Here is a 25,474-nt window from a genome sequence, read left to right on the forward strand (position 1 = left end):
CCCACTCCCCACTCCCCACTCCCCACTCCCCACTCCCCACTCCCCCAAAGCTCGCCTATGATATATTGCCCTTGATCCCGGCGTTCATCTTGACGGCCAGACCATGACGTTTCTCGATCCGCTCTATATTCCCTTTCTCTTGGGATTGACCCTCGTTTATTGGTGGCCCCGTCCTCACACCGAACGGATTCGGCTCTGGATTCTCTTGATCGCCAGTTTAGCCATCTATACATCGCTTCAGGTGCAGTATGTTCCCCTGCTGCTGGCCTTAACCGGGATCAACTTCTGGATTGGCCGAGCGATCTCCCATCACTATCGCCGGGGTTTACAAACTGAATACGCTGACCTCAGTAATGAGGAATGGCAGGCGATGCAACGGCTTTGGAGTCATCGGGCTACCCAACTGCTGATCCTCGCCATTGGCCTGAATCTCTTGTGTCTATTCGGGTTTAAATATTTGGCCCTGATTTTAAATGGGTTGGGTGTCATTGCCCCCAACCCCATCCTCCTCACCGGACGCAACTGGCTACAAAACTATATCCTCGTCCCGTTGGGGATTTCCTTTTTTACCTTTGAAAACTTGGCCTACCTGGTGGATGTCTATCGGGGCGCACCGGCCAGCGAACATTGGCTAGAGTTTGCCAGCTATAAATTCTTCTTTCCCAAGCTGATCTCCGGCCCCATCACCCGCTATCACCCCTTTATTGCTCAACTCCATGCGCAAACCAAAACCCCTAAGGTGGAGCAATTCACCGAAGGCCTGTGGCTGATGGCTTCGGGGGCGGTGAAAAAGGCGTTAATTGCTGATCCTTTGGGGATTTTTGTGGATTTGTGTTTGGGAAATTTGGAGCGGGCGGGGAGTGTGGATCTGTGGCTGGTGGTGTTGGCCTATGGGTTGCAGTTGTATTTTGACTTTAGCGGTTATGTGGATTTAGCGCGGGGAACGGCGCTCTTTTTAGGGTTCAACTTGCCGGAAAACTTTAATTTTCCCTATTTCACCCCCAATATTGCTGTGTTTTGGCGGCGCTGGCATATCACCCTGGGGGATTGGTTGCGCAATTATCTCTATTTTCCCTTGGGGGGGTCGCGGCGATCGCTCCTGCGCACCTGTTTTAACCTGTGGTTGATTATGGCGATCGCCGGCATTTGGCATATTGATACAAGGGGAACAGCCTGGGGGTTTGTGGTTTGGGGCGTACTCCACGGCCTCGCCCTGGTGATTCATCGCCTCACCGATGTTTACAGCAAAACCCGCCCCGCTTGGGCCCAATGGTGGGAATCTGTACCGGGATTGCTCACCGCCTGGGCCTGTACCCAAGGGTTTGTATTCTTCGCCTGGATCTTCTTCCGACTCCCCGATCTGCGCCTTTCTGGATTAATGGTGCGCCATCTCTTCGGCGTTGCTGGCGATGCCCAATTTATTCAAAAAATTTATTACGAAGCCTTGGGGATGGGGCGATTTGACCTGTTTTGGATCTTGACGGTTTTAGTCACGTTAATGGCCCTAGCCTATCTAGTGCAAAGCGGCTTAAGATTACAACTCAATTGGCATTTAAAGCTGATTCTTGTCCCGATTTGCTTCCTGGCGGTGTGGATGCTAGCCCCAGAGGGGGGCGGTCGCTATATCTATTTTGATTTCTAATGCGAGGGCTGAGGGAATTGATCCATCCCTACCCCATGACCATCACCCTGAACAACTTTTGCTACAGTTAGGCGTTAAAATAGCCAAGCTCCATGTCCTAATCCTGCCATGGCCCTCATTGTTCAAAAATACGGAGGTACCTCCGTCGGCTCCGTCGAGCGCATCCAAGCCGTTGCCCAACGCATTCACCGCACTGTTAACGCCGGCCATCAAGTGGTGGTGGTGGTGTCCGCCATGGGCAAAACCACTGATACCCTTGTGGGTTTGGCCCACGACATTACCCCTAATCCCAGCCGCCGGGAAATGGATATGCTCCTGTCCACCGGGGAGCAGGTTTCCATTGCCCTCTTGACCATGGCGCTCCATGCCTTGGATCAGCCAGCCATTTCCCTCACGGGGGCCCAGGTGGGCATCGTCACCGAAACCGCCCACAGCCGCGCCCGCATTTTAGACATCAAAACCGAGCGGTTGCGCCGCCATCTTGATGAGGGCCAGGTGATTGTTGTGGCCGGTTTCCAGGGGATTACAAACAGTACAGATTTAGAGATTACGACCCTGGGCCGGGGGGGATCGGATACTTCGGCGGTGGCCCTCGCCGCCGCCCTCCAAGCTAGCCAATGCGAAATTTATACCGATGTACCGGGTATCCTCTCCACCGATCCCCGTCTTGTCCCCAATGCCCAATTGATGACCGAAATTACCAGTGATGAAATGCTGGAGTTGGCCAGCTTGGGAGCAAAGGTGTTGCATCCCCGTGCGGTGGAAATTGCCCGCAACTATGGTGTGCCGTTGGTGGTCTTGTCCAGTTGGACGGATGGGCCGGGGACGCGGGTGGTGTCGCCGTTACCGAGGGGGCGATCGCTCACCAATTTAGAAATTACCCGCGCCGTTGATGCCGTCGAGTTTGACACAGATCAGGCCAAAATTGCCCTGTTGCGGATCCCCGATCGCCCCGGTGTGGCGGCCAAGTTATTCCAAGAAATTGCCCACCAACAGGTGGATGTGGATTTAATTATTCAATCGATCCATGAGGGCAACACCAATGATATTGCCTTCACTGTGATTAAAGGAATGCTCACCCCCGCCGAAGCAGTGGCAGAAGCCATGGCTCCGGTGTTGCGCTCTGGGGGGGATGGGAATCGGGATCAGGCGGAGGTTTTGGTGGAGCGCAAAATTGCCAAAATTTCCATCGTTGGGGCGGGGATGATTGGCCGGCCGGGGATTGCGGCCACCATGTTTAAAACCCTGGCGGATGCGGGGGTGAATATTGACATGATTTCTACCTCTGAGGTAAAGGTGAGTTGCGTGATTGCGGCGACGGATTGCGATCGCGCCATTGCTGCCCTCTGCCAAGCCTTCGAGGTGAGTTGCTCCAGCTTGCCCACCGCCGCAACACCGGAGTTGCCTCCCGTGCGCGGCGTTGCCCTGGATCAATGCCAAGCCCAGCTAGCAATCCGTCATGTACCCGATCGCCCCGGCATGGCCGCCCATCTTTTCAGCCTCCTAGCCAACGAAGGGATCAGCGTTGATATGATTATTCAATCCCAACGTTGCCACATCCTCAACAGCACCCCCACCCGGGACATTGCCTGCACTGTTGCCGCTGCGGATCTGGAACAGGCCCAAAAGGTATTAACCCCGATTGTCAGTCAATGGGAGCGGGGGGAAATTGTCATGGATCGCGATGTCGCCAAGGTGAGTATTGTGGGGGCTGGGATGCAGGGGCATCCTGGCGTTGCGGCCCAAATGTTTAACGCCCTCGCTCGCCAAGGCTTCAACATCAAAATGATTGCTACCTCGGAAATTAAAATCAGTTGCGTTGTTGCGGCGGCGGAAGGGGTAGCGGCTCTCAATGCCATCCATGAAGTGTTTCAGCTTGGCTCTGTTACCCCCGTGCAAGTCCCAGCTTAGGGAGGTGTTGCGTGATCAGAAAAATGGGTCTAAACGGTCAGTTGGTGGCGATCGCCCTCACTGGTACAACAGTAGCCTAGGGGATTGAGCGATGCAATCTTTAAAACCACGGGGGATCAGACTGAAGTCCGCACGACAAACGGATTCCTCATGATTCTGGCTAGTGCTATAACCTAGTACTATAACAGGGGGCATTTTTCCAGCAGGGGCAGCCATCGGTTTTGCCCTCTTAGCTTTGGGCGTTTTCAAAAACCCCCTAGAAGATTAGGCAGAAGCGACGGTACTGGCCACGGAAAGGGGAACTTCTTCAATTTCTGGTAAGGTTTCCACCGCTAAACGCCCGGTGGAAGTTCCCCCGGAAAGGCGTTTGAGTAGTTTGGGGCGGGGATCATGGAGGAGATAGATGAGGCGATCGCCCGCCTGCAAAGCCTCCTGAGCCGCCGCCACCTGTAAACCTTTATCCCGCTTCACCAATAGGGGCAACAGTTCCCCCGCTTTAATCAGGGCATCAATATGGGCCTGCTGAAAGGCTAAACCCGTGGATTTTAGAACCGTTTCCCCCAATTTCACCTGACCCGCCTGGAGGTACTGATTCCAGGTTTTCATCGGCACATCTGCTTGAAAGGCCGAGACAATTTTTTTACTCGCCTTGGCTTTTTCGGCATCCTTCTCTTTTCGGGGCAACACCGCAAACACACGGGGCGGCTCAAACTCTTCCACCGCCCGCTGGGCTAAGACGGAATTCACCTCGCCGTTACTGGTGAGGGCAACAAAAGTCCCAATGGATTCAATCCCCGCTTCCGCCAACACATCGGGATCTAAAGCACTACTTTCAAACACCGAAAGATCATCCTGGCGGGCCTTCTCGCAGGCCTCCGCATCGGTGTCAATCATCACCACCGATTCCCCCGCCTCTTGGAACAAAGAACCAATGAGCCGACCCAAAGGCGTACAGCCCACAATCACCGCTCCCGTTGCTTCCAGGGAGGTGATTTTTAGACCTTGAGCCACCCAGCGGGCCGAGAGGCCTTGGAAAAAGACGGTCATTAAAATGGTTAGGAACACTAAAGCCTTAATCGCATCCCCCCCGTTGATGCCCTGCTCTGTGAGTAAAATCGCAAACAGAGAAGCCACGGAAGCCGAAACAATCCCCTTGGGGGCGATCCAAGCCACAAACAATTTTTGTCGCCAGTTCAAATCACTATTCCAGGTGCAAACCATCACGCTCAAGGGGCGAATGACCAACATCAGCACCAGCACCGTTAGCACACTGCCCCAGCCCAAGGCCATAATACTGGCCAGGGAAAGATCCGCCGCTAAGAGCACAAACAGCACCGAAACCCCTAAAACGGTTAATTGGCCTTTAAAGCGGCGTAACATCCGCTCTTCCGGTAGGGCGGAGGCCCGCAACACCAACCCGGCTACCACCGTGGCCATTAACCCCGATTCACTGCGGAGGAACTGGGAAAGGCCAAAGAGGCCCCAAACGCCGGCCAGAACCACTAAATTTTTTAAATCTTCAGAAATGCCATTGCCTTGGCGCAGCATTAAGCTCAACAACCAGCCGCCAATGCTGCCCACTAAAACGCCAATGCCCAAACGTAGGAGCAGGCTCGTGAAGATGGCGGTGGGGACGGCATCACTGTTGAGGATCGTATCGAGGACAACGACAGCGAGGATAGCCCCCACGGGGTCAATTAATACCCCTTCTCCTTCGAGGAGTGTGGCTACGCGGCGATCGACGGCCACCTGTTTTAGAAGGGGGCCGATGACCGTCGGGCCGGTGACGACAACGAGAGAGGCGTATAGGAAGGCGATCGACCAAGGAAATTCACTCAACCAATGGGCAGCCATACCGCCACCGAGGAGGGTGATCAATGTGCCGATGGTGACGAGGTTGCGCAAACTGCCGGAAACTCGCCCTAGGGCCCGTAGCTCCAGATTCAACCCCCCTTCAAAGAGGATAATCGCCACCGCAAGGGCGACAAGGACTTCTAACCCAACGCCTAACTCATGGGGATGGAGAATATTTAAGCCATCGGAGCCAAGGAAGATCCCCAGCAAGAGCAAAAAGACAATACTGGGGACTTTGAGGATTTCGCCCAGTACTTGTGCGCCAATGCCGGCCAGCACGGCGATCACGATCTGTAACGTTAATGCGAATGATCCTTCCATAGGGGTTAAGGGCGAGAGAACGTGACCCTAGATTGGGGCGAGCTATTCGCGCTCTAACAGCAAAATGATTAAAAATTTGGGCAGTGCCAACAAAGCACTGCCCGGTATTCTAACATTGCGATCTGATCTCCACAGGGGAAGATTTTCTGATCCCCCTGACATTGGCGGGATTCAGGGGGTTTTAAGCGGCGATCGCCGGTTGTTCCGCATCATGTTTGGCCTTTTGGGCAACATAAACCGCCAATTGGGCCTCAATTTGATCTTTCACAATACTGCGGTATTCGATAAAGTGCTCAATTTGAGCGCAAACACTGAGGAAACTGACGATGCTATCGGGTTGCGATCGCCACAGGCTCCAGAGATAACCCCAGAACTTAAACCGGGTTTTACGCACCACCCCCTGCCGCCAGGCAATGATCCCAAGGGCCCGCAGGATCGAAAAATCAAAGGGTTGGGGATCTTTCCCCGCCGCCTTAAACGCCTTTTTCACCTGCCGCCGCGCCTGCCGTTGGGGTGCTGCCTCAAAGGTGCGGACATGGTGATAAACCCGATCCATAAATTTAATCGGGTCATAAAGTTGCCAGAACCCATCAATATATTCCTGGGCAATTTCTTCAATGGGGCGGGTGGGAATGAAGTTGATCAAGTTGGTTTGGTTGCCCATCTTGTCCACATCCCCCTCCAGGAGGCGGCCCTCCCGTTCAAGGCGATGCCAAAGGGCGGTATTGGGGAGGGCTTGGAGCATACTAAAAAACGCCGTCGGAATGGTTGTTTTTTCGACAAACTCAACAATGCGCTGACCCGCTCCGGTTTTTTCGCCATCAAAGCCAACAATAAAGCCCGCCATCACCCGCAGGCCAGAGTGAATGATCGCCTGCACTGATTCACTCAAGGGGTCGCGGGTGTTTTGGAACTTGCGCGTCACCTCAAGGCTCCCCTCATCGGGGGTTTCAATCCCCAAAAATACAGAGCTAAACCCGGCTTCTACCATGGATTCCATCAATTCCACATCCTGAGCCAGATCCACCGAGGCTTCAGTGTTGATACTGAAGGGATAGCCCCGCTCCTTCATCCAGGGAATCAGGGCCTTGAGCAGGAGCTTAACGTTGCGCTTGTTGCCAATGAAATTATCATCAACAAGGAAAATACTCCGCCGCCACCCCAGATCGTAGAGGGCTTGCAATTCGGCTAATAATTGCTCTGGGGCTTTAGTGCGGGGTTTGCGACCATAGAGGACAATGATGTCGCAAAATTCGCACTGGAAAGGGCAACCCCGGGAAAACTGCACCGACATTTCCGTATAGGCGTTGAGATCGAGGAGATCGTAGCGGGGGACGGGGGTAGTGGTGACATCGGGTTTTTCACCACTGCGGAATGTGCCGCTGGTGGCTCCCGATTCGATGGCTTCCACAAACATCGGTAGCGTTAATTCCCCTTCATCGAGGATGAGGAAATCGGCTCCAGCGGCGGACATTTCCTCAGGAATGGAGGTGGGGTAGGGGCCACCGACGGCGACTAATTTGCCGCGAGCTTTGGCGGCGCGGATTTGGGCAGTGAAGTCATCCCGCTGGACGATCATCCCCGATAAAATCACCAACTCAGCCCAATCCCAATCGGCTTCGCTGATTTCACTAATATTGCGATCGCACAGCCGATAGTCCCAAGTTTGGGGCAGGATCGCCGCCACCGTCACCAAACCCAAGGGGGGCAACATCGCTTTGCGCCCCACTAATTCCAGGGTTTTTTCAAAAGACCAAAAGGTTTTAGGAAAGAGAGGATAGATCAGTAAAACGTTCAAAATGACAATGCTCCAGTGTGTAAGGATATTGGGTGTGTTCTCAGTTCTCCAGTTCCGGAGCAGGCATCTGTTGCAATTATCCCCCAAGGGAGGATTTCATGGGCTATCCAGATAGCGCGACCGATGCCATTAGGGTCGCCAAGGATTGATCAGCCTGCTGTTAGGGGCAAGATGTCACCAGTCCTGCCCCTCAAATGGTTTCTGTTTAGCTTACCGCTTTCGCAAGCGCGGCTTGCGGCGCAGAGCGTTGCAGTTCGGCTTGTTCGGCCAAATAGGCGGCCAGTTGCGCCTCAATATTGTCTTTGACCAACTGCCGGTATTCGAGGAAATGTTCAATTTGACCGCAAATGGTCAGGTAGCTCAATACCCCCCCTCGATTGTGGCGGAGCATCTGCACCAGGTAGGGCCAAAACGTCCAGCGGGTTTTCCGGACGACTCCCTGTTGCCAAAAGATCAGCAATGCGGCTTTGACAATTTGCCAATCAAAGGGCTTTTGCGCTTTTTTCTCCTTTTTGGGGAAGTTCGCCTGTCCTAAAATGCGATAGCAACGATAGGTACGGTCTAAAAATTTCTGGGGATCGTATAAATTCCAGAAGCCCCGGACATATTCCTGGGCAATATCTTCAATGGGCCGGGTGGGGATGAAGTTCAGCAGTGTGGTTTGATTGATGTCCCCGGCAGAATGGAGCAGCCGCCCCTCTTTAGCGAGACGGTGGGAGAGGGCGGTATCGGGGAGGGCTTGGAGCATACTAAACGTAGCGAGGGGAATCGCAGCCTGCTCGACAAATTCGACGACGCGATCGCCCGCCCCCTTTTTCTCCCCATCAAAGCCAACAATAAAGCCCGCCATGACGCGAATGCCGGAACTTTGAATTTTATAAATGGATTCCTTGAGGGGATCGCGGGTATTTTGGAATTTTTTCGTCACCGCTAAACTGTCCTCATCGGGGGTTTCAATCCCCACAAAGATCGAGCCGAAATTACAAGCCACCATGGCATCCATCATGTCTTGATCCTGAGCCAGATCCACCGAAGCCTCGGTATTAAAGCTAAAGGGATAGCCATGCTCCACCATCCAGGGCCGCAGTTCCGCCAAGAGGCGTTTCACATTGCGTTTATTGCCAATAAAATTGTCATCCACCATAAACACAGCCCCCCGCCAGCCCAGTTCAAAGAGGCGCTCTAATTCCGCCAAGAGTTGGGCCGGCTCCTTGGTGCGGGGTTTGCGGCCATAGAGGACAATAATGTCGCAAAATTCGCACTGAAAAGGGCAACCCCGGGAAAACTGCACCGACATCATCGCGTAGGCGTTCATGTCCAACAGATCAAAACGGGGGATCGGGGTGTGGGTGACATCGGGCTTTTCAGTGGAGCGGAAGATCCCGGAGGGTGCGCCTTGGGCGATCGCCTCCACAAACAGCGGCAGCGTCATTTCCCCCTCATCGAGGATCCGGTAATCCACTCCCTCGAAGTCTTCAGGAATGGAGGTGGGGTAGGGGCCACCGACGGCTACTTTTTTGCCCCGGCGTTGGGCTTCGGCAATTTGGGCGAGCATATCGGGTTTTTGGACGATCATCCCGGAAAGCATTACCAACTCGGCCCAGTCCCAATCCGCTTCGGTCAATTCACTGACATTGTGATCCACAAGGCGAAATTCCCAAGTTTGGGGCAGTAATGCCGCCACCGTAATCAAACCCAGAGGGGGCAAAAAGGCTCGCCGCCCCATCAAGCGAACCGCCTGTTCAAAAGACCAAAAACTTTTCGGAAAACGGGGATACAACAACAGAACGCGCATGGTTTTGATGGTTCCTCAGGAAGTGGATAAAAATTGGGAGGGATGAGCGGGGTGCAGCTTAAATTTTTGTTGATTACCTGCGGAGAACCCACCCCTACCCCTCCTTGGAGGGGATTTTAGAATAGTTGCCCTCCTGGGAGGAATGCCCGTAGGGCGGGGTGGGTTGTGATTAGCGATTAACTGGCAATGGCCGCCTCTGCTTGCTGCGCTGCTTGGGTAGCCCGCAACCGCTGCTCTTCCACCAAATAGGCATCCAATTTGGTTTGGATATTGTTTTTGACGATTTCTCGATATTCGAGGAAATGCTCAATTTGAGCGCAAACCCCTAAATAGCTAGGAATACCGCCGCGATTGTGGATCGCCATTTGGGCTAAATAGAGCCAGAATTTAAACCGGGTTTTACGCACCACCCCCTGCCGCCAAGCGAGGATTAACAAGGCTTGCAGTTCCCGGCGGGTGACTTGTTGTTTCCCCTTGGGTTTACCCTTCATTTTGGCCCGGCGTTTGGCATGGCAGGGGGCAGAGCCGAGAATGCGATAGTGGCGATAGGTGCGATCGAGGAATTGGATCGGATCATACAGTTGTTCCCAACCCTCGACAAATTCCCGAGCAATATCCGCTAAGGGACGGGTAGGGACAAAGTTAATCAACGTGCTTTGGTTAATATTGCCCTCACCACTGAGGAGGCGGCCTTCTTTTTCGAGGCGATGCCACAGGGCCGTATCTGGGAGAGCCTGTAACATACTAAATACAGCCGTGGGAATTGTCGTTTTTTCCACAAAATCCACAATCCGCTGCCCGGCTCCGGTTTTCTCCCCATCAAACCCGATAATAAAGCCCGCCATCACCCGCAGGCCAGAGCTAATGATTTTATGGACAGACTCACTGAGGGGATCGCGGGTATTTTGGAATTTTTTCGTCACCTCCAAACTATCTTCGTCGGGGGTTTCAATGCCTAAGAAGACAGCACTAAACCCGGCGGCGGTCATCAAGTCCATTAATTCTTGATCATTGGCTAAATCCACTGAGGCTTCTGTGGAAATGGTGAAGGGATAGCCCCGTTCCTCCATCCAGGGGATCATTGCTTGGAGCAGGAGCTTCACGTTGCGTTTATTGCCAATGAAGTTGTCATCTACCATGAAAACGCTGCGCCGCCAGCCCAAATCATAGAGGCGTTGGAGTTCTGCGAGCATTTGCTCCGGAGCTTTAGTGCGGGGTTTACGACCATAGAGGACAATAATGTCGCAAAATTCGCATTGAAAGGGGCAACCCCGGGAAAACTGCACCGCCATTTCAGAGTAGGCACTGAAATCGAGGAGGTCAAAGCGGGGGATCGGCGTGCTGGTGACATCGGGTTTTTCTGTAGCGCGAAATTTACCGGACTCAGCCCCGTTATTAATCGCCTCCACAAACATCGGGATCGTGATTTCTCCTTCATCGAGGATTAAGTAATCCGCCCCTGCTGCTTCGACTTCTGGATAAAGGGAGGTGGCATAGGGGCCCCCGACGGCTACTTTTTTGCCCCGGCGTTTGGCTTCGGCAATTTGGGCGAGCATATCGTCTTTTTGGACGATCATCCCTGACATCACGACCAGTTCTGCCCAATCCCAATCGGCGGTAGTGACATCACCGACATTACGATCAACAAGGCGAAATTCCCAATCCTGGGGGAGGAGAGCCGCAACGGTGGCTAAACCCAGGGGGGGAAGCATGGCTTTACGGCCCACGAGTTCGAGGGTTTTTTCAAAAGACCAAAAGCTTTTCGGAAAAAGGGGATAAATCAGGAGGACTTTTAGCATGGTAAATGGTGATGTTGCAACTAATGAACAGTGCTAAGGGTTAAATTTTCAGGTTTGAGTTAACCGTTATGGTGATTACAGCCTTTGCTGTGATTCCTAAGCACAGTGAAGGTTCCTCGGGCGGAGTTCAGTCTGCTCCCGTAGTAGTAGAGGGTAGGAGATGTTATCGGTAAAAGTTGTAAGTCGAGGGAGACCGGGAAAAGTTGCCATTAGCCTTTGGGAATTTTTGAGGAAGACCATTGGGTCTTGGAAAAATAAACAGGAATTACCCAGGTTGTTATCAATGTTTAACGCTTGACCTGACGCTGCTTGGGCTTTATCTTAGCTTAAAAGTCTCGGCTGTGCTTGAGGGAGGATTTTGGCTTAGGGGGCGATCGCCCCCCTAGGTTGTACAACTGCTGTATAACTGCTGTACAACGTTAGCCCTCACCGACGGGGAGACTGTGGATCATCTCACTATCCCCCTGTAACATCACTTCAATATCAACCCGCAGTTCTTGGGATTGTCGATCCAGGGGCAGATCATTGGGATCATAGCCAAAGGGATTTTCAATTTCCAGGCCAATTTCTTCAATTCCCAAGAGAGAAAAGGCAATAATACCCACAGCGATCGGCGTTCCCCAATAGAGTTGCCCCACTAACTCAAAGGGAATAGCCAAACAATAAATCAGGAGCAAATGTTTAAGGTGAATGGCATAGGCACGGGGTAGGGGGGTGGTTAAAATGCGTTCACAGGATCCCATGCTCAGGGTGAGTTTATTAAGGGTGTCATTCATCTGGAAGAGGGCTAATTCGGAGAGATGGCCCTGTTGGTATTGCTCCTGAAAATAAATGCCCAACCATTGGGCAATTTGGTTGGGCAAATGATGGATTTTTTGAAGTTGCTCCCATTGGGCTGGGGTAAAACAGGGTTCCATCTCGCCATTCACCCCTTCAAGGCGGAGGTGTTGCTTCACGCCGACGAGGTACATGGCGACCATCCGAGCGTAGGTGAGCTTTTGCCTCATGGCTGCTTCCGTGGGGGCATCAATGGCGGTGACGACTTGGCGGGCTAGGCCACGGCTATAGTCAATGATATCGCTGATAATCTGGCTCCCCTCCCAAAAGCGGGAATAGGCGGTATCGGTGCGAAAGACGAGCAGCAAACCGAGGACTAAAGCCGGGATCAGTGTGGAGAGTTCATCCTTATAGACTGGTAATTTAGCGTAGTAGGCAAGGGTGACAATGATTGCAAACCCTACGGCAATCAAGACTTTAGGGGCGATCGCCGGAATCACAGAAGCCTTCCAATCGAAGATCAATGTTCGCCATTGGCGTTCTTCTTTATGCATGATTCCTCCTCTGGAACCATAAAGGATGAAGCACACCCTAGGGGCTTGTGGGTCAACAAACCAGGATATGCTTCAGATTTTCTTAAGTATAGGCGCAAAAATCCGTAACTTTAGGCATCAGAGGTGGGGGCTTGCCGGAATACAGAAGATAGATAGGCCACTAATAAACCAAGACTAAAACCCATCACATTGCGGAACACCGGCAAAAAGTCGGAGGTGCGCGTCACGACGGGGCCAATGCCGAAGGCGATGAACAAAATGCCCCACAGGGGTGAAAAAATCAAAGCCCATTGCCAGGCAATGATTTGGCCCGGTTTCCGGGGTACAGCGGCTAAACCACAGATGATTCCGCCCAGAATAGAGGTGACGAGGGTGAGAATCCATTGTTCACGGGGTAAACCGGGTACAACATTGCAGCCGCCATCCTTGAGGCATTGAGTGACGGCGTTGATGGAACTGACAATGGAGTTATTTTCGCCATTATCCCGAACGTAGTAGAGATTGCCGAAGCGGGTTTGCAGTTCGATCCAAAAGGTGCGGGGCAGGAGTTCATAGACATCATCCCCAACGCTAAAGGCCAATAAGTTGCCGCCTCGGGAATCAGCGACCACTAAAATACTGTGATTATCAAGGCCCCAGTAGGGGATGACAGCACGGCCTGGACTTTGGTCGTACTGGGTGAGGACGCGGACTTTCCAGCCGGTTTCTGATTCAAAGTTTTCCAGTTCGTTGATTAGGTTGTCTTCCTGGCCACTGGGGAGAAAATTCGCCAGATCGACGATGGGGGTCTCTTGGTTGGGGAGGAGTTCGGGATTATCGAAGGCTTGGGCGGGAGCCGCCAAGAACCAAGTCGAGAGGGCGAGGAGGCAGGCGCAAAGGGGGATCAAGAAGCGATGGGTTAAGGATTGTGCCATAGGGATCAATTAAGGGAGGGGGATGGTGAACAGATTTACTAAAAAAAGTCCTGTTATCTTTACAATTGTTAACCATATTCTAAGAATAAACCTCGATTTTGGCCAATTTTTTGGCAAATTGGCTGTATTGCCCATGGCTGTGGAGATTTAGAGCCAAAAAAATAAGGGGCGATAGATACGCTATTGCGGATCGCCCCTTACCCATATTCGTAATTATTTGTTGCCTTGGCCTCTAGCGTAGCCTAGATTGATTTCACGGGAGGCAAGGGGTCTAACCCCTCAATTTTGCCCATTATTTGCCCATTAGCTAGAGGGAATCCATCTGGCGGCGCAGTTCTTCCAACTCTGCATCTACCGGAGCGCCGGCCGTCGGGCTGGTTTTGGCGGCATCAGAAGGGGGTAAAGCACTTTGATTGGGGGCTGATCCCCCGAGCATTTGGGCTTTGAGGGCGGCTAACTCATCATCCACATCACTGCCACTTTCCAGGGCAGCAAATTGGCTTTCTAAATCCACGCCGCCTAACTCATAGCTGGCCTGCGATCGCGCCTCCAATTCCAGCACCTTATCTTCCATGCGCTCAAAGGCTGCCATGGCACTGCCGGTATTCATCGAGCTAACGGCGCTCTGCAATTGCTCATTGGCTTTGGCGGCTTGCACCCGTGCCTTGAGCATATCTTTCTTGGTTTTCGCTTCCGAGATTTTGCTTTCGAGGGCAATTAAGTTGCGCTTGAGGGTATCAATCTGCTGAAGTTGGATATCGAGCTGTTGCTTAAGCTGGCCGGCGGTGTCGGCACTGGATTTCTTCCGTTGTAAGGCTTCTCTGGCCAGGCTTTCATCTCCTTTGGAAAGGGCTAGTTGGGCCCGCTGTTGCCAGCTATTGGCATCGGTTTGGTTTTTGTTGTACTGCTGTTCGGTGCGCTTCTGGGCGGCGATCGCCTTGGCGACCGCTTGCCGCAGTTGCACTAAATCCTCCTGCATATCCATGATCGATTGCTCGAGGATTTTCTCTGGATCTTCAGCATTGCTAACCATATCGTTAAGGTTAGCCCGCACAACGCGCCCAATGCGATCAAAAAGTCCCATGGTCTTTTTCCTATCAGCTTGTACAGTAATTAAGGGTGCAGTCCTATGGTTGGGGGTCTGCCTACGAGAAACGGGTTTGCCTTCTAGTCTAGCCTCTCCATGAGGTCTGTGCGAAGAGCGGCGCGCAGGAGTCATCCGCCTTGGGGTGCTTCAGTTCGCCAACTCCAAGTTTCCCATGGGTTGTATTGATTTTTGTAACAAACAGCCACCGCAGGGGGCAATGATCCCGCAAATTAGGGGAGTACAATCCTGTTGATCACGAGGTCTAATCCATGGCAATTTCAGATACTCAAGTTTATGTGGCATTGGTGATTGCGTTAATTCCTGGAATTCTCGCGTTTCGTCTCTCCACTGAGTTGTATAAATAAACGCCCTTAAGTTCCGCAAAAAGGGGGGGAGGGGCGAGCCGCGTGAGCGTACCTATCGCCTCTGCCTCCCTTCATTTTTAGCTTCAATTAAGCTGAAAATAATACAAATGATTCATTTCCGATCATAAATGGTGATTCAAGTAACCAATTTTTCAACAAATCATGACCCATGGGTTGAGAATCAACGGTGACAACGCCATTTATAACGATTCTTCAAGACAAGGAACCGCTACAATAACCCCATGATCGGATGAGCAATCAAAGCCGCGATGCTATGCTCATTTGTCGATCTTGGGTTGTTTTTGGCCTGATCATTCTGCCCCTGATTGCTGCCTTACTAAGGAAATAGACTATGAGCGCCCTTCGCAAACCCCTTGAGAATCCGACGGCTCCTTCTGAGCGGCCCCTCCCCCGTCGCCGGGTTGCGCCTCAGGGTCAGCGTCAGCCTAAGCCCAAAAATCAATATCAAGGTGTGGCGGTGGAAACGGGGCTAAAGGTGATTGTCAATGGGGTGTTGTCGGTGGCGGCGATCGCCACCTTAGCCAATCTTTTCCCCTATTATTGGAGCCAACAAAGCAAACTCCAGGAACTGCGCACCCAAGTCCGCAGTACGGAGAAAGAAGTGGCGGAATTACAAAGTAACTTTAATCGCAGTTTTGACCCCACCCAAGCGGGGAGCGTGATGCAAGAACAGAGCGGTCGCTTGGCCCCCAATCAGCGGCGGGTGGTGTTGACTAACCAGAATCCCTAGGGCGATCGCTCCCGGCCGGTGGGGAGTTGGCGATCGCGAGGGACGGGTTTGGGGGCAGGGGGGCGACGGTTGAAGCTCCGCCAAGCCGCCTGCACCCCTGCGATCACGCTGCGGGTGCTGATATTAATGCGGTGAGCCTGATGGCGCACTGTCGTGAGACTGCTATCCACCTGCTGCACCGCTTGGCTAGCCTTGGCCACCCCTTCATTGAGTTCATCGGTGAGTTCGGTAATTTCCAAGCCGGTGAGGCGAATGGCTTCGAGGGTGGGAGGAAATTCTCGCCGTAGGGTATCAAACAGTTTTTCGGCACTGCGGGCGGCCCGGGCTAAATCCCGAAAGGCGGGTAAAGCCGCCATGAGCACTGCGGTTAAACTCATCGCCACCAACAACAAAGAAAAGCCAAGCCAAAAAAGAGGATCTGCCACGCTAGCGCCAGGAAATATATCTTAGGAACGATCAGGAATGGAGGATGAGGATAAAGCCCCCTCCTCAGTACGGGTGAAATGTTCGGCTTCCCATTGACTGGCCTCAAGACCGGCGGCGATCGCTTCGCGCAGCCGCAATAACGTGCTTTCCCAACGGTGTAACGCTTCCCCCGAGAGCCGATCCGCCTGTAACTGCACCGTCGTCGAAAGGTCTTCCGCTAACTCGGGTAAAGCTTCAGCGGACTTTTGTAAAATCCGGCGGGTTTCTCGACCGGAACGGGGAGCCATTAACAGCCCCACCACTGTACCCATCGCACCCCCCACCAGCAAACCCCTCAGAAATGTACCTGTATTTTTTGCCATGGCTGTTGTTTGGATTCGCCTGCTCAATGAGAACCATTGTAGGCAGATTTTGATCCGCTGCTAAATTCTTGACTCGACGATCCAGATCCGTTATAGTAAACGATTGTGACCTTAGAAGCTGTAATTCCGTAACATAGGTTACTGAACATTCAGCCTAATGCCATCGCTCACCGACGGATACTGGAAGCCTGTTTGCGTTCCAAGTCCAGAGCATGGGTCAACAGAGCAGCGCACTGGAATCATTACACTGTTCTTCCCCTGCACCCAGACCCTTTGGGTCAGCTACCAAACACGATGCTCTGCCATCGTGCAGCTACCGGGAGGCACTCGGAAAGTCACGCTTGGGGAGAATCGACCAATGGCCTGAACTCAGCGTTCAGGTAGAAGTCGCTTCGCAGAACCAAGAATCTCAACGGAGCAATTCCCGAAAGAATGTCTATATTTAAGTGTTGTTTAGCAAAAAGAGAGGGCTAATCCCGTGTCTGTCGGTATCCTCGGCACCAAACTTGGCATGACCCAGATTTTTGACCAAGAATCTGGCATTTCGATTCCCGTTACGGTCATTCAGGCCGGCCCTTGCACTGTCACTCAAGTGAAGCGGCAAGAAACGGACGGCTATCAGGCCATTCAAGTGGGCTATTTTGAAGTTAAAGAAAAAGCCTTGAATAAACCAGAATTGGGCCATTTAGCAAAGGCCAATGCTGTTCCCCTGCGTCACCTGAAAGAATATCTCGTCAGTGATCCCAATGAATTTGAACTCGGTCAAGCGCTGACCGCTGACCGCTTCACGGTCGGCCAACTGGTGGATGTTGCGGGTAAAACCATTGGTCGTGGTTTTTCGGGCTACCAAAAACGCCACAACTTCCGTCGGGGGCCCATGTCCCACGGCTCGAAGAACCACCGCTTACCCGGTTCCACCGGCCCAGGGACGACCCCCGGTCGCATCTTCCCCGGCAAGAAAATGGCGGGGCAGTACGGTAATACCCAGGTGACAATTCGCAAGTTGCAAGTTGTCAAGGTGGATGTTGAACGCAACCTCCTGCTGATTAAAGGCGCGGTTCCGGGCAAAACGGGCAATTTGTTGAGCATTACGCCGGCAAATATTGTGCGTTAATCCCCTAGGATTTTTTGACTTTTGTAGACCTAAACGACGATTGAGCAATGGTTACTTGTGTTGTAAAAAATTGGCAAGGTGAAGCGGTAGGGGAAACAACCCTAGCGCTGCCGGTGGCCAACGAGAAAACAGCCGCCCATATTGTCCACCGCGCCCTTGTGCGTCAGTTGGCCAATGCCCGGCAGGGGACGGCTTCGACGAAAACCCGTGCAGAAGTGCGCGGCGGGGGGCGTAAGCCTTGGCGACAAAAGGGGACGGGACGGGCCCGAGCCGGTTCGATCCGCTCTCCCCTCTGGCGGGGGGGTGGGGTGATTTTTGGCCCCAAGCCCCGGGACTATAGCCAAAAAATGAACCGTAAAGAGCGGCGTTTGGCCCTGCGCACTGCGTTGCAAAGTCGTGTTGAAGATTTAGTGGTGGTGCAGGATTTTACCGCTGAGTTTTCTCGCCCGAAAACCAAGGATTTGGTGACGGCGTTGAGCCGTTGGGATGTGGATCTGGGGAAACGGGTGGTGCTGTTGACCGATGAATTCAATGAAAATTTGTATTTGTCGGGGCGCAATATTGCCAATCTGACGATGATGGGGGCCACCAACCTCAATATTCATGATCTGCTGGCGGCGGACAAAATTGTGGCCACAGAGGCGGCGATCGCCAAAATTACGGAGGTGTACATTGACTAATTATGATCCCCGCCGTTTGGCGGATTTAATCCTCAAGCCTGTGGTGACGGAAAAGGCCACATTCATGCTTGAGCAAAACAAATATGTGTTTGATGTGGTGGTGAAGGCCACGAAGCCGGAAATCCGTGCTGCCATTGAATCGCTGTTTGAAGTGACGGTGACGAAGGTGAATACCCATCGTCCCCCCCGCCGCAAAAAACGGGTTGGCAAGTTCTTAGGGTTTAAGCCCCAATATAAACGGGCAATTGTCACCCTTGCTGAGGGTGATGAAATCGTGCTCTTCCCCGAAGTTTAAGCACCCAAGCCTGAATTGATTGACCACTGTACACCAGTAAAATTATGGGTATTCGTTCATTTCGACCAATGACTCCGGGGACGCGGGAAGCCAGTGTATCTGACTTTGCCGATATCACCAAGTCCACACCGGAAAAGTCTCTCACTCGCTATAAACACCGCAAAAAGGGCCGCAACAACCGAGGCGTAATCACGAGCCGCCGTCGGGGGGGTGGCCATAAGCGGCTCTATCGGATTATTGATTTCCGTCGTGATAAACGGGCGATCGCCGCCACCGTTACCGCTGTGGAATATGATCCCAACCGCAATGCCCGCATTGCCCTGTTAACCTACGAAGATGGCGAGAAACGCTATATTCTCTGTCCCGATGGCTTAACGGTGGGGGCAACGGTGATCGCCGGGCCCGATTCTCCCTTTGATACCGGCAATGCGATGCCCCTGGGGAATATCCCCTTGGGGAGTGATGTCCACAATATTGAACTGCTTCCCGGTCGGGGCGGTCAGATGGTGCGGGCTGCGGGGGCTGCGGCCCAATTGGTGGCCAAAGAGGGGGATTATGTCACCCTCAAGCTGCCCTCGAAGGAAGTCCGCATGGTGCGCAAAGAATGCTACGCCACCCTCGGCCGTGTCGGCAACATTGAAGACCGCAACCTCAGTTTGGGGAAAGCGGGACGCTCCCGTCACCTCGGCCGTCGGCCCCAAGTGCGAGGCAGTGCGATGAACCCGGTGGATCACCCCCATGGTGGGGGGGAAGGCCGCGCTCCCATTGGGCGCAGTGGCCCCGTTACGCCTTGGGGCAAACCGGCCTTAGGTCGCAAAACCCGCAAGAAAAACAAGCCGAGCGATCGCTTCATTGTCCGTCGCCGCAACGCTTAAACCCACTATTCACTCGTTACGCAAAGTCCCTATGAGTCGTTCTTTAAAAAAAGGGCCCTTCGTGGCCGATAGCCTTCTCACCAAAATTGAGAAGCTCAATGCCAAAGGCGAAAAACAGGTGGTCAAAACCTGGTCCCGTGCCTCCACCGTCTTACCCCAAATGGTCGGTCACACCATTGCCGTCCACAACGGCCGCCAACATGTACCCGTCTATGTCAATGAGCAAATGGTGGGCCATAAACTCGGTGAATTCGCGCCGACGCGAACCTTCCGGGGCCATGCCAAAAGTGACAAAAAAGCAGGCAGACGCTAAGGGAGAACCATGATTGCAGCAGACACTAATCTAGAAGTGAAGGCGATCGCCCGCTACATCCGGATGTCCCCCCACAAAGTGCGGCGGGTCCTCGACCAAATCCGGGGGCGTTCCTACCGCGAAGCCCTGATCATCCTCGAATTTATGCCCTACCGCGCCTGTGAGCCGATCTTGAAAGTGCTGCGGTCAGCGGTGGCTAACGCCGAGCATAACGATGGTCTTGACCCCAGCACCCTGGTGATCAGCAGCGCCTACGCCGATCAAGGCCCCAAACTGCGCCGCTTCCGGCCCCGGGCCCAAGGCCGCGCCTACCAAATCCATCGGCCCACCTGCCACATCACCGTGGCCGTAGCCCCCGCCCTAGACGACGCATAAGAGGAACACATGGGACAAAAAGTACATCCAACCGGATTCCGCCTGGGGATCATCAAAGAACACCGCTCCCGCTGGTATGCCGATCGCAAGCGGTATCCGGAACTGCTCCAGGAAGACCAAAAAATCCGCGCCTACGTCCAAGACAACCTCAACAACGCCGGGATTTCCGACGTGCGCATTGAGCGCAAGGCCGATCAAATTGATCTGGAAATCCATACCGCCCGGCCCGGGGTTGTCGTCGGTCGCGGCGGCAGCGGCATTGAATCCCTCCGTTTAGGGCTACAGCAACTCCTCGGCGGCACACGCCAAATCCGTGTCAATGTGATTGAAGTGGCCCGGGTGGATGCCGATGCCGTTTTAATTGCCGAATATATTGCCCAGCAATTAGAGCGTCGGGTTTCCTTCCGGCGGGTGGTGCGCCAAGCCATTCAACGGGCCCAACGGGCGGAAGTCCAAGGGATCAAAATCCAAGTGGGGGGTCGCCTCAATGGGGCGGAAATTGCCCGGACAGAATGGACGAGAGAAGGCCGTGTGCCTCTTCACACGCTGCGGGCGGATATTGACTATTCCTACCGTACTGCTAAAACCATCTATGGCATTTTAGGGATTAAGGTTTGGGTCTTTAAGGGCGAAATTATCCCCGGTCAGGAGGAATTAGCCGCCGCAACCCCGGCTCAACCGGATCGCCGCAAACGCCGGAACCGCCAGTTTGAAGACCGTTCTGAATAATGGCTCAGACTTGTCTATTGCCAGTGCTGTTTACGATTAACACCCGCCGATTATGTTAAGTCCCAGAAGAACAAAATTCCGCAAGCAGCAACGGGGCCGGATGCGTGGCCTTGCCAAGGGGGGGACGACCCTCAATTTTGGAGATTATGCCCTGCAAGCGATTGAACCCTGTTGGATTACTGCTCGCCAAATCGAGGCCGCTCGGCGTGCCATGACCCGCTATGTCCGTCGGGGTGGGAAAATCTGGATTCGGATTTTCCCCGATAAGCCCGTGACGATGCGCCCCGCTGAAACCCGGATGGGTTCCGGGAAAGGTTCCCCAGAATTTTGGGTCGCCGTCGTCAAACCGGGCCGGCTCATGTTTGAAATGAGCGGTGTCACGGAAGAAGTGGCCCGGGAAGCGATGCGTCTCGCGGCTCAAAAGTTACCGATTAAAACGAAGTTTGTGACGCGCAAGGAGATCGAGACCTAATGCCCTTACCCAAGATTGCTGACGCTCGTCAGTTAAGTGATGAAGCGTTGGGGACGGAAATTTTGGCGGCCAAGCGCAAGTTGTTTGAACTGCGTTTGCAACAAGCGACCCGTCGCCTCGAAAAAACCCACGAATTTAAACATACCCGCCATTGGATTGCCCAACTCTTGACCGTCGAGCGGGAACGGGAGTTAACCAAGGCAGAGACAACCGCAACGACTGAGGATGAGATCAACCATGGCAGTTAAAGAATTTGTTGGGTTAGTGGTGAGCAACAAAATGGATAAAACGGTGGTGGTCGCCGTTGAAAACCGTGCTCCCCATCCCAAATACGGCAAGATTGTCGTTAAAACGAAGAAATATAAGGCCCACGATGACGAAAATCGCTGTCACGAAGGCGATCGCGTCCGGATCCAAGAAACCCGCCCCCTGAGCCGCACCAAACGCTGGACGGTGGCGGAAATTCTCGAAGCCACCCCCCAATAACCCATCCTTCCCTGGTTTAAACAAGAGCCATGATTCAACAACAAACCTATCTCAATGTGGCAGACAACAGCGGCGCTCGTAAGCTGATGTGTCTGCGGGTCTTGGGGAAAGGGAACAGCCGCTACGGTGGCATTGGCGATCAAATTATCGCCGTTGTCAAAGAAGCGATCCCCAACCAAGGCGTGAAAAAATCCGATGTGGTCAAAGCGGTGATTGTCCGCACCAAGCAATCCCTGCGCCGGGAAAGCGGCATGACGATCCGGTTTGATGACAATGCGGCGGTGATCATTAACAACGATGGCAACCCAAAAGGGACGCGGGTCTTTGGCCCTGTAGCGCGGGAATTGCGCGATCGCAACTACACGAAAATCGTCTCCTTGGCACCGGAGGTTATCTAATGGCTAAACGCATCCAACGGAGCGCTCCGATCAAAGCGCAAAAAATGCACGTCAAAAAAGGCGATACCGTCCAGGTGATCTCCGGCAAAGACAAGGGCAAGGTCGGGGAAGTCCTGCGCTCCCTGCCCCGCACCAGCAAAATCATCGTCAAAGGCGTGAATATTCGCACCAAACACGTCAAACCCCAACAGGAAGGGGAATCCGGTCGCATCGACACCTTTGAAGCCCCGATCCATAGTTCCAACGTCATGCTCTATTCCACCAAGGAAAAAGTAGCGAGCCGTGTGGGCTACACCGTCACCGAAGAGGGGCGCAAAGTGCGCGTCCTCAAAAAAACCGGCGAAATTATCGATTAATTCCCTTCACCCCCGTGCAACCTGACCCAGCCCAGTTTGCCTCATTACCATGACCCAACCTCTGAAACAACGCTATCAAGACATCATTGTTCCCAAACTCAAGGAGCAATTCGGCTACACCAATATTCACCAAGTCCCCAAGGTGGATAAGATCACAATTAACCGAGGCTTAGGGGAAGCCTCGCAAAATGCCAAAGCCTTAGAATCGTCTCTCCAGGAACTGGCGACCATTAGCGGTCAACGGCCCGTTGTTACCCGCGCCCGTAAGGCGATCGCCGGCTTCAAAATCCGCGAAAATATGCCCGTCGGCGTGATGGTCACACTCCGTTCTGACCGGATGTACGCTTTCTTAGACCGTTTGATCAGCATTGCCCTGCCCCGGATTCGTGACTTCCGAGGGATCAGCCCAAAAAGCTTTGATGGCCGTGGCAACTACAGCTTAGGGGTGCGCGAGCAATTAATTTTCCCCGAAATTGAATACGACAGTATCGATCAAATTCGCGGCATGGATATTTCCATCGTCACCACCGCCACCACCGACGAAGAAGGTCGCGCCCTACTCAAAGAAATGGGCATGCCCTTCCGGAACCAATAGAACCCCGTTACGCAGGAGGAACAATCACGCTTATGGCGGCCAACGACACAATTTCCGATATGCTGACGCGCATCCGCAACGCTGGAGCCGTCCGACATAGCACCACCACCGTCCCATCCACCCGCATGACCCGCGATATCGCGCGAGTCCTCAAGGAAGAAGGCTTCATCGCTGACTACGAGGAAGGGGGAGAAGGGGTCAAAAAAGAACTGACCCTCTCCCTCAAATATGCTGGACGGACCCGCAAACCGATTATCAACACCCTCAAACGGATCAGTAAACCCGGTTTACGGGTTTACAAAAACCGCAAAGAACTGCCCCGCGTCCTCGGCGGCATTGGCATTGCGATCATCTCCACCTCCAGCGGCATCATGACCGATCGCGAAGCCCGCCAACGTGGCATTGGTGGTGAAATCCTCTGCTACATCTGGTAATTCCCATTCATTCCCAACCTCGGAGTAAAAGCAATGTCCCGGATTGGAAAACGCCCAATCACGATTCCTAACAAAGTCACCGTTGAGATCAGCGGCAATCACGTTGCTGTCAAAGGCCCCAAAGGCCAATTGGCGCGGAGCTTGCCCGATATGGTGGATATCCACCACGAAGGCGACACGATCAACGTGGTGCGCCACAACGAAAGCCGGAAAGCCCGTGAACGGCACGGTCTTTCCCGCACCCTGATCGCCAACATGATTGAAGGAGTCTCCAGTGGCTTTCAGAAACACCTGATCATTCAAGGGGTCGGCTACCGCGCCCAAATGCAGGGTAAAACCCTCGTTCTCAATGTTGGCTATAGCCACCCGGTGGAAATTGAACCCCCGGAAGGCGTGGAATTTGAAGTGATTGAAAAAAATACCCAAGTTTTAGTACGGGGGATTAATAAAGAAATCGTCGGCAATATCACCGCCAAAATTCGCGCTGTCCGTCCCCCAGAAGTCTATAAGGGCAAAGGCATTCGCTATAAAGACGAAGTGGTGCGCCGTAAAGCTGGTAAGTCAGGGAAAAAATAAACCATGAAAACTAATCGTAAAGATCAAACCCAACGTCGCCATCGACGGCTCCGCAGAAAATTAAGTGGTACGGCTAGCCGCCCCCGCTTGGCGGTGTTCCGCTCCAATAATCATATTTATGCCCAACTGATTGATGACGTGCAACAGCATACCCTCGTTGCTGCATCCAGTTTAGATAAAGAGTTACGGCCCACTCTAGCCTCCGGAGCTAACTGTGATGCTTCTGTTTCAGTGGGGACGTTAATTGCCGAACGGGCTAAAGCCAAAGGAATTGAGCAGGTCGTCTTTGATCGAGGTGGCAACCTCTACCATGGTCGCATTAAGTCCTTGGCCGAGGCCGCTCGCGCCGCCGGTCTTCAGTTCTAACAGTCCTATCTTCAGCACAGGTAACGATGGCAAAAACAAAAGGCAAAAAAAATAATCGCACGAAAAAAGAAGAACCCTTTCAAGAGCGGGTAATTCAGATTCGCCGCGTGAGCAAGGTGGTCAAAGGGGGTAAAAAACTCAGCTTCCGGGCCATTGTTGTAGTTGGTAATGAACAGGGCAAAGTGGGGGTCGGTGTGGGTAAAGCCGCCGATGTGATCGGGGCCGTCCGCAAGGGGGTCGCCGATGGCAAAAAACAACTGATTGATGTAGCCCTCAATAAAGCGAATTCCATTGTCCATCCTGCCCGAGGTGTGGCGGGTGGTGCAAAGGTGATGATCCGCCCAGCAGCTCCTGGTACGGGGGTAATTGCTGGCGGTGCGGTGCGGACTGTATTAGAACTGGCCGGGGTGAAGAATATTCTCGCCAAACAATTGGGGTCGAGCAGTCCGTTGAATAATGCTCGTGCCGCCGTGGATGCCTTGGAAACGCTCCGGACATTCCGGGATGTGGCCCAGGAACGGGGGATTCCCATTGAAAAGCTTTATAGCTAAATGGCTAACGCACCAACAATGATGCTGGAGAGATACTGATGAAAATTAATGATGCTATCCCCCAAAAGGGATCGAGAAAGCGGGGTCGTCGTGTGGGTCGCGGGATTGCTGCCGGTCAAGGCGCAAGCTGTGGCTTTGGGATGCGGGGGCAAAAATCTCGCTCCGGTACGGGGACAAAACCGGGGTTTGAAGGGGGACAAATGCCCCTTTATCGTCGGGTTCCTAAGTTAAAGCATTTTACGGTGATCAACCCGAAGGTTTACACCGTGATCAACGTCAAACGTCTGGCGGATTTGCCTGCTGGTACGGAAGTCAATTTAGAGAGTCTGATGGATTGTGGCATTGTTACATCTAACGATGGCCCTTTAAAAATGCTGGGTGATGGTGAACTGTCAGTGGCTTTGACGGTGAAGGCGGCGGCCTTTACGGCTTCGGCGCGGCAAAAGATTGAGGCGGCGGGCGGCAGTTGTGAAGTCGTGACGGCGTAAGTCATACTAGATCAG

Annotated in this window: 31 protein-coding genes; 22 read left to right on the top strand and 9 right to left on the bottom strand. The window is 53.2% G+C overall.

Going from position 1 to position 25,474, the window contains the following annotated elements:
• Nucleotides 1–103: 103 nt before the first annotated feature.
• Nucleotides 104–1,642, top strand: a complete 1,539-nt coding sequence (locus tag VB712_RS06560) for an MBOAT family O-acyltransferase (RefSeq protein WP_323253353.1) — start codon at nt 104–106, stop codon at nt 1,640–1,642.
• Nucleotides 1,643–1,750: 108 nt separating this feature from the next.
• Entirely contained in the window at nt 1,751–3,553 is a 1,803-nt protein-coding gene (locus tag VB712_RS06565) for an aspartate kinase (RefSeq protein WP_323253354.1), read from the top strand.
• Nucleotides 3,554–3,817: 264 nt separating this feature from the next.
• Here the strand turns inward: VB712_RS06565 and VB712_RS06570 are convergent, their stop codons facing one another.
• The 7 genes from VB712_RS06570 to VB712_RS06600 form a co-directional block, all read right to left on the bottom strand.
• Complete coding sequence (locus tag VB712_RS06570) at nt 3,818–5,728, bottom strand: cation:proton antiporter (protein WP_323253356.1); 1,911 nt, start codon at nt 5,726–5,728, stop codon at nt 3,818–3,820.
• 181 nt (nt 5,729–5,909) lie between these two features.
• Complete coding sequence (locus VB712_RS06575) at nt 5,910–7,526, bottom strand: B12-binding domain-containing radical SAM protein (RefSeq protein ID WP_323253358.1); 1,617 nt, start codon at nt 7,524–7,526, stop codon at nt 5,910–5,912.
• Nucleotides 7,527–7,731: 205 nt separating this feature from the next.
• Entirely contained in the window at nt 7,732–9,321 is a 1,590-nt protein-coding gene (locus tag VB712_RS06580) for a B12-binding domain-containing radical SAM protein (RefSeq protein ID WP_323253360.1), read from the bottom strand.
• A gap of 176 nt (nt 9,322–9,497) precedes the next feature.
• Nucleotides 9,498–11,120 carry a B12-binding domain-containing radical SAM protein gene (locus VB712_RS06585; protein WP_323253362.1) on the bottom strand — a complete coding sequence of 541 codons (1,623 nt, stop codon included), beginning with the start codon at nt 11,118–11,120 and terminating at the stop codon, nt 9,498–9,500.
• Between the two features lie 419 nt (nt 11,121–11,539).
• Nucleotides 11,540–12,451: a bestrophin family protein gene (locus VB712_RS06590; RefSeq protein ID WP_323253364.1), complete on the bottom strand. Its 912-nt coding sequence runs from the start codon at nt 12,449–12,451 to the stop codon at nt 11,540–11,542.
• Between the two features lie 110 nt (nt 12,452–12,561).
• On the bottom strand, nt 12,562–13,365 hold the full coding sequence (locus VB712_RS06595; protein ID WP_323253366.1) for a TPM domain-containing protein: 804 nt from the start codon (nt 13,363–13,365) through the stop codon (nt 12,562–12,564).
• A gap of 307 nt (nt 13,366–13,672) precedes the next feature.
• Nucleotides 13,673–14,449, bottom strand: a complete 777-nt coding sequence (locus tag VB712_RS06600) for a PspA/IM30 family protein (protein WP_323253368.1) — start codon at nt 14,447–14,449, stop codon at nt 13,673–13,675.
• Between the two features lie 272 nt (nt 14,450–14,721).
• Here VB712_RS06600 and psaM point away from each other — a divergent pair, with 272 nt between their 5' ends.
• Nucleotides 14,722–14,817 (top strand): photosystem I reaction center subunit XII, encoded by a 96-nt coding sequence (gene psaM, locus VB712_RS06605; RefSeq protein ID WP_323253370.1) that lies wholly within the window; start codon nt 14,722–14,724, stop codon nt 14,815–14,817.
• A 352-nt stretch (nt 14,818–15,169) separates the two neighbouring features.
• The gene (locus VB712_RS06610; RefSeq protein WP_323253371.1) at nt 15,170–15,568 is read left to right on the top strand and encodes a hypothetical protein; all 399 of its coding nucleotides are present in this window, start codon (nt 15,170–15,172) and stop codon (nt 15,566–15,568) included.
• Here the strand turns inward: VB712_RS06610 and VB712_RS06615 are convergent.
• The gene (locus VB712_RS06615; RefSeq protein WP_323253373.1) at nt 15,565–15,993 is read right to left on the bottom strand and encodes a DUF948 domain-containing protein; all 429 of its coding nucleotides are present in this window, start codon (nt 15,991–15,993) and stop codon (nt 15,565–15,567) included. The genes VB712_RS06610 and VB712_RS06615 overlap by 4 nt on opposite strands.
• 21 nt (nt 15,994–16,014) lie before the next feature.
• On the bottom strand, nt 16,015–16,356 hold the full coding sequence (locus tag VB712_RS06620; RefSeq protein WP_323253375.1) for a YtxH domain-containing protein: 342 nt from the start codon (nt 16,354–16,356) through the stop codon (nt 16,015–16,017).
• Nucleotides 16,357–16,834: 478 nt separating this feature from the next.
• On the opposite strand from VB712_RS06620, the gene rplC reads away from it, so the two are divergent.
• From rplC to rplO, 18 genes are read left to right on the top strand one after another with little or no spacing between them, the layout of a single operon-like run.
• Nucleotides 16,835–17,470: a 50S ribosomal protein L3 gene (rplC, locus tag VB712_RS06625; protein WP_323253377.1), complete on the top strand. Its 636-nt coding sequence runs from the start codon at nt 16,835–16,837 to the stop codon at nt 17,468–17,470.
• Nucleotides 17,471–17,517: 47 nt separating this feature from the next.
• Entirely contained in the window at nt 17,518–18,150 is a 633-nt protein-coding gene (rplD, locus tag VB712_RS06630; protein ID WP_323253379.1) for a 50S ribosomal protein L4, read from the top strand.
• Nucleotides 18,143–18,445 carry a 50S ribosomal protein L23 gene (locus VB712_RS06635; RefSeq protein ID WP_323253381.1) on the top strand — a complete coding sequence of 101 codons (303 nt, stop codon included), beginning with the start codon at nt 18,143–18,145 and terminating at the stop codon, nt 18,443–18,445. Before rplD ends, VB712_RS06635 begins: the two co-directional genes overlap by 8 nt.
• Before the next feature lie 44 nt (nt 18,446–18,489).
• Entirely contained in the window at nt 18,490–19,320 is an 831-nt protein-coding gene (rplB, locus tag VB712_RS06640; protein ID WP_323253382.1) for a 50S ribosomal protein L2, read from the top strand.
• Between the two features lie 31 nt (nt 19,321–19,351).
• A complete protein-coding gene (gene rpsS, locus VB712_RS06645) occupies nt 19,352–19,633 on the top strand; it encodes a 30S ribosomal protein S19 (protein ID WP_323253383.1) in 282 nt (93 codons plus the stop codon).
• A 12-nt stretch (nt 19,634–19,645) separates the two neighbouring features.
• The gene (rplV, locus tag VB712_RS06650) at nt 19,646–20,008 is read left to right on the top strand and encodes a 50S ribosomal protein L22 (protein WP_416236279.1); all 363 of its coding nucleotides are present in this window, start codon (nt 19,646–19,648) and stop codon (nt 20,006–20,008) included.
• 9 nt (nt 20,009–20,017) lie between these two features.
• Nucleotides 20,018–20,737, top strand: a complete 720-nt coding sequence (gene rpsC, locus VB712_RS06655; protein ID WP_323253387.1) for a 30S ribosomal protein S3 — start codon at nt 20,018–20,020, stop codon at nt 20,735–20,737.
• Between the two features lie 52 nt (nt 20,738–20,789).
• Complete coding sequence (gene rplP / locus VB712_RS06660) at nt 20,790–21,209, top strand: 50S ribosomal protein L16 (RefSeq protein ID WP_323253389.1); 420 nt, start codon at nt 20,790–20,792, stop codon at nt 21,207–21,209.
• Complete coding sequence (gene rpmC / locus VB712_RS06665; protein ID WP_323253391.1) at nt 21,209–21,457, top strand: 50S ribosomal protein L29; 249 nt, start codon at nt 21,209–21,211, stop codon at nt 21,455–21,457. Before rplP ends, rpmC begins: the two co-directional genes overlap by 1 nt.
• On the top strand, nt 21,447–21,695 hold the full coding sequence (rpsQ, locus tag VB712_RS06670; RefSeq protein ID WP_323253393.1) for a 30S ribosomal protein S17: 249 nt from the start codon (nt 21,447–21,449) through the stop codon (nt 21,693–21,695). Before rpmC ends, rpsQ begins: the two co-directional genes overlap by 11 nt.
• 29 nt (nt 21,696–21,724) lie before the next feature.
• Nucleotides 21,725–22,093 carry a 50S ribosomal protein L14 gene (rplN, locus tag VB712_RS06675; RefSeq protein WP_323253395.1) on the top strand — a complete coding sequence of 123 codons (369 nt, stop codon included), beginning with the start codon at nt 21,725–21,727 and terminating at the stop codon, nt 22,091–22,093.
• The gene (rplX, locus tag VB712_RS06680) at nt 22,093–22,449 is read left to right on the top strand and encodes a 50S ribosomal protein L24 (protein WP_416236278.1); all 357 of its coding nucleotides are present in this window, start codon (nt 22,093–22,095) and stop codon (nt 22,447–22,449) included. Before rplN ends, rplX begins: the two co-directional genes overlap by 1 nt.
• Nucleotides 22,450–22,498: 49 nt before the next feature.
• A complete protein-coding gene (gene rplE / locus VB712_RS06685; protein WP_323253397.1) occupies nt 22,499–23,044 on the top strand; it encodes a 50S ribosomal protein L5 in 546 nt (181 codons plus the stop codon).
• A 32-nt stretch (nt 23,045–23,076) separates the two neighbouring features.
• Nucleotides 23,077–23,478 carry a 30S ribosomal protein S8 gene (gene rpsH, locus VB712_RS06690; RefSeq protein ID WP_323253399.1) on the top strand — a complete coding sequence of 134 codons (402 nt, stop codon included), beginning with the start codon at nt 23,077–23,079 and terminating at the stop codon, nt 23,476–23,478.
• Between the two features lie 33 nt (nt 23,479–23,511).
• Nucleotides 23,512–24,054, top strand: coding sequence for a 50S ribosomal protein L6 (gene rplF, locus VB712_RS06695; protein WP_323253401.1), 543 nt, complete (start codon nt 23,512–23,514; stop codon nt 24,052–24,054).
• Nucleotides 24,055–24,057: 3 nt separating this feature from the next.
• A complete protein-coding gene (gene rplR, locus VB712_RS06700) occupies nt 24,058–24,420 on the top strand; it encodes a 50S ribosomal protein L18 (RefSeq protein WP_323253403.1) in 363 nt (120 codons plus the stop codon).
• A 26-nt stretch (nt 24,421–24,446) separates the two neighbouring features.
• Nucleotides 24,447–24,971 carry a 30S ribosomal protein S5 gene (gene rpsE / locus VB712_RS06705; protein WP_323253405.1) on the top strand — a complete coding sequence of 175 codons (525 nt, stop codon included), beginning with the start codon at nt 24,447–24,449 and terminating at the stop codon, nt 24,969–24,971.
• Between the two features lie 38 nt (nt 24,972–25,009).
• Complete coding sequence (rplO, locus tag VB712_RS06710; protein ID WP_323253407.1) at nt 25,010–25,459, top strand: 50S ribosomal protein L15; 450 nt, start codon at nt 25,010–25,012, stop codon at nt 25,457–25,459.
• Nucleotides 25,460–25,474: the final 15 nt, after the last annotated feature.

The organism is Spirulina sp. CCNP1310, from assembly GCF_034932185.1.
In the GTDB taxonomy this organism is placed as follows: Bacteria; Cyanobacteriota; Cyanobacteriia; order Cyanobacteriales; family Spirulinaceae; genus Spirulina.

Excerpts from the sequence above, each read along its gene's own strand:
- rplF (WP_323253401.1), top strand. The coding sequence starts at position 23,512 with ATGTCCCGGATTGGAAAACGCCCAATCACGATTCCTAACAAAGTCACC.
- rplB (WP_323253382.1), top strand. The coding sequence starts at position 18,490 with ATGGGTATTCGTTCATTTCGACCAATGACTCCGGGGACGCGGGAAGCC.
- VB712_RS06565 (WP_323253354.1), top strand. The coding sequence starts at position 1,751 with ATGGCCCTCATTGTTCAAAAATACGGAGGTACCTCCGTCGGCTCCGTC.
- rplP (WP_323253389.1), top strand. The coding sequence starts at position 20,790 with ATGTTAAGTCCCAGAAGAACAAAATTCCGCAAGCAGCAACGGGGCCGG.
- rpsQ (WP_323253393.1), top strand. The coding sequence starts at position 21,447 with ATGGCAGTTAAAGAATTTGTTGGGTTAGTGGTGAGCAACAAAATGGAT.
- VB712_RS06580 (WP_323253360.1), bottom strand. The coding sequence starts at position 9,321 with ATGCGCGTTCTGTTGTTGTATCCCCGTTTTCCGAAAAGTTTTTGGTCT.
- rpmC (WP_323253391.1), top strand. The coding sequence starts at position 21,209 with ATGCCCTTACCCAAGATTGCTGACGCTCGTCAGTTAAGTGATGAAGCG.
- VB712_RS06595 (WP_323253366.1), bottom strand. The coding sequence starts at position 13,365 with ATGGCACAATCCTTAACCCATCGCTTCTTGATCCCCCTTTGCGCCTGC.
- VB712_RS06560 (WP_323253353.1), top strand. The coding sequence starts at position 104 with ATGACGTTTCTCGATCCGCTCTATATTCCCTTTCTCTTGGGATTGACC.
- VB712_RS06620 (WP_323253375.1), bottom strand. The coding sequence starts at position 16,356 with ATGGCAAAAAATACAGGTACATTTCTGAGGGGTTTGCTGGTGGGGGGT.
- rpsC (WP_323253387.1), top strand. The coding sequence starts at position 20,018 with ATGGGACAAAAAGTACATCCAACCGGATTCCGCCTGGGGATCATCAAA.
- rplD (WP_323253379.1), top strand. The coding sequence starts at position 17,518 with ATGGTTACTTGTGTTGTAAAAAATTGGCAAGGTGAAGCGGTAGGGGAA.
- VB712_RS06590 (WP_323253364.1), bottom strand. The coding sequence starts at position 12,451 with ATGCATAAAGAAGAACGCCAATGGCGAACATTGATCTTCGATTGGAAG.
- VB712_RS06610 (WP_323253371.1), top strand. The coding sequence starts at position 15,170 with ATGAGCGCCCTTCGCAAACCCCTTGAGAATCCGACGGCTCCTTCTGAG.
- VB712_RS06570 (WP_323253356.1), bottom strand. The coding sequence starts at position 5,728 with ATGGAAGGATCATTCGCATTAACGTTACAGATCGTGATCGCCGTGCTG.
- rpsS (WP_323253383.1), top strand. The coding sequence starts at position 19,352 with ATGAGTCGTTCTTTAAAAAAAGGGCCCTTCGTGGCCGATAGCCTTCTC.
- rpsE (WP_323253405.1), top strand. The coding sequence starts at position 24,447 with ATGGCAAAAACAAAAGGCAAAAAAAATAATCGCACGAAAAAAGAAGAA.
- VB712_RS06585 (WP_323253362.1), bottom strand. The coding sequence starts at position 11,120 with ATGCTAAAAGTCCTCCTGATTTATCCCCTTTTTCCGAAAAGCTTTTGG.
- rplE (WP_323253397.1), top strand. The coding sequence starts at position 22,499 with ATGACCCAACCTCTGAAACAACGCTATCAAGACATCATTGTTCCCAAA.
- rplR (WP_323253403.1), top strand. The coding sequence starts at position 24,058 with ATGAAAACTAATCGTAAAGATCAAACCCAACGTCGCCATCGACGGCTC.
- rplO (WP_323253407.1), top strand. The coding sequence starts at position 25,010 with ATGAAAATTAATGATGCTATCCCCCAAAAGGGATCGAGAAAGCGGGGT.
- VB712_RS06600 (WP_323253368.1), bottom strand. The coding sequence starts at position 14,449 with ATGGGACTTTTTGATCGCATTGGGCGCGTTGTGCGGGCTAACCTTAAC.
- rplX (WP_416236278.1), top strand. The coding sequence starts at position 22,093 with ATGGCTAAACGCATCCAACGGAGCGCTCCGATCAAAGCGCAAAAAATG.
- rpsH (WP_323253399.1), top strand. The coding sequence starts at position 23,077 with ATGGCGGCCAACGACACAATTTCCGATATGCTGACGCGCATCCGCAAC.
- rplN (WP_323253395.1), top strand. The coding sequence starts at position 21,725 with ATGATTCAACAACAAACCTATCTCAATGTGGCAGACAACAGCGGCGCT.
- psaM (WP_323253370.1), top strand. The coding sequence starts at position 14,722 with ATGGCAATTTCAGATACTCAAGTTTATGTGGCATTGGTGATTGCGTTA.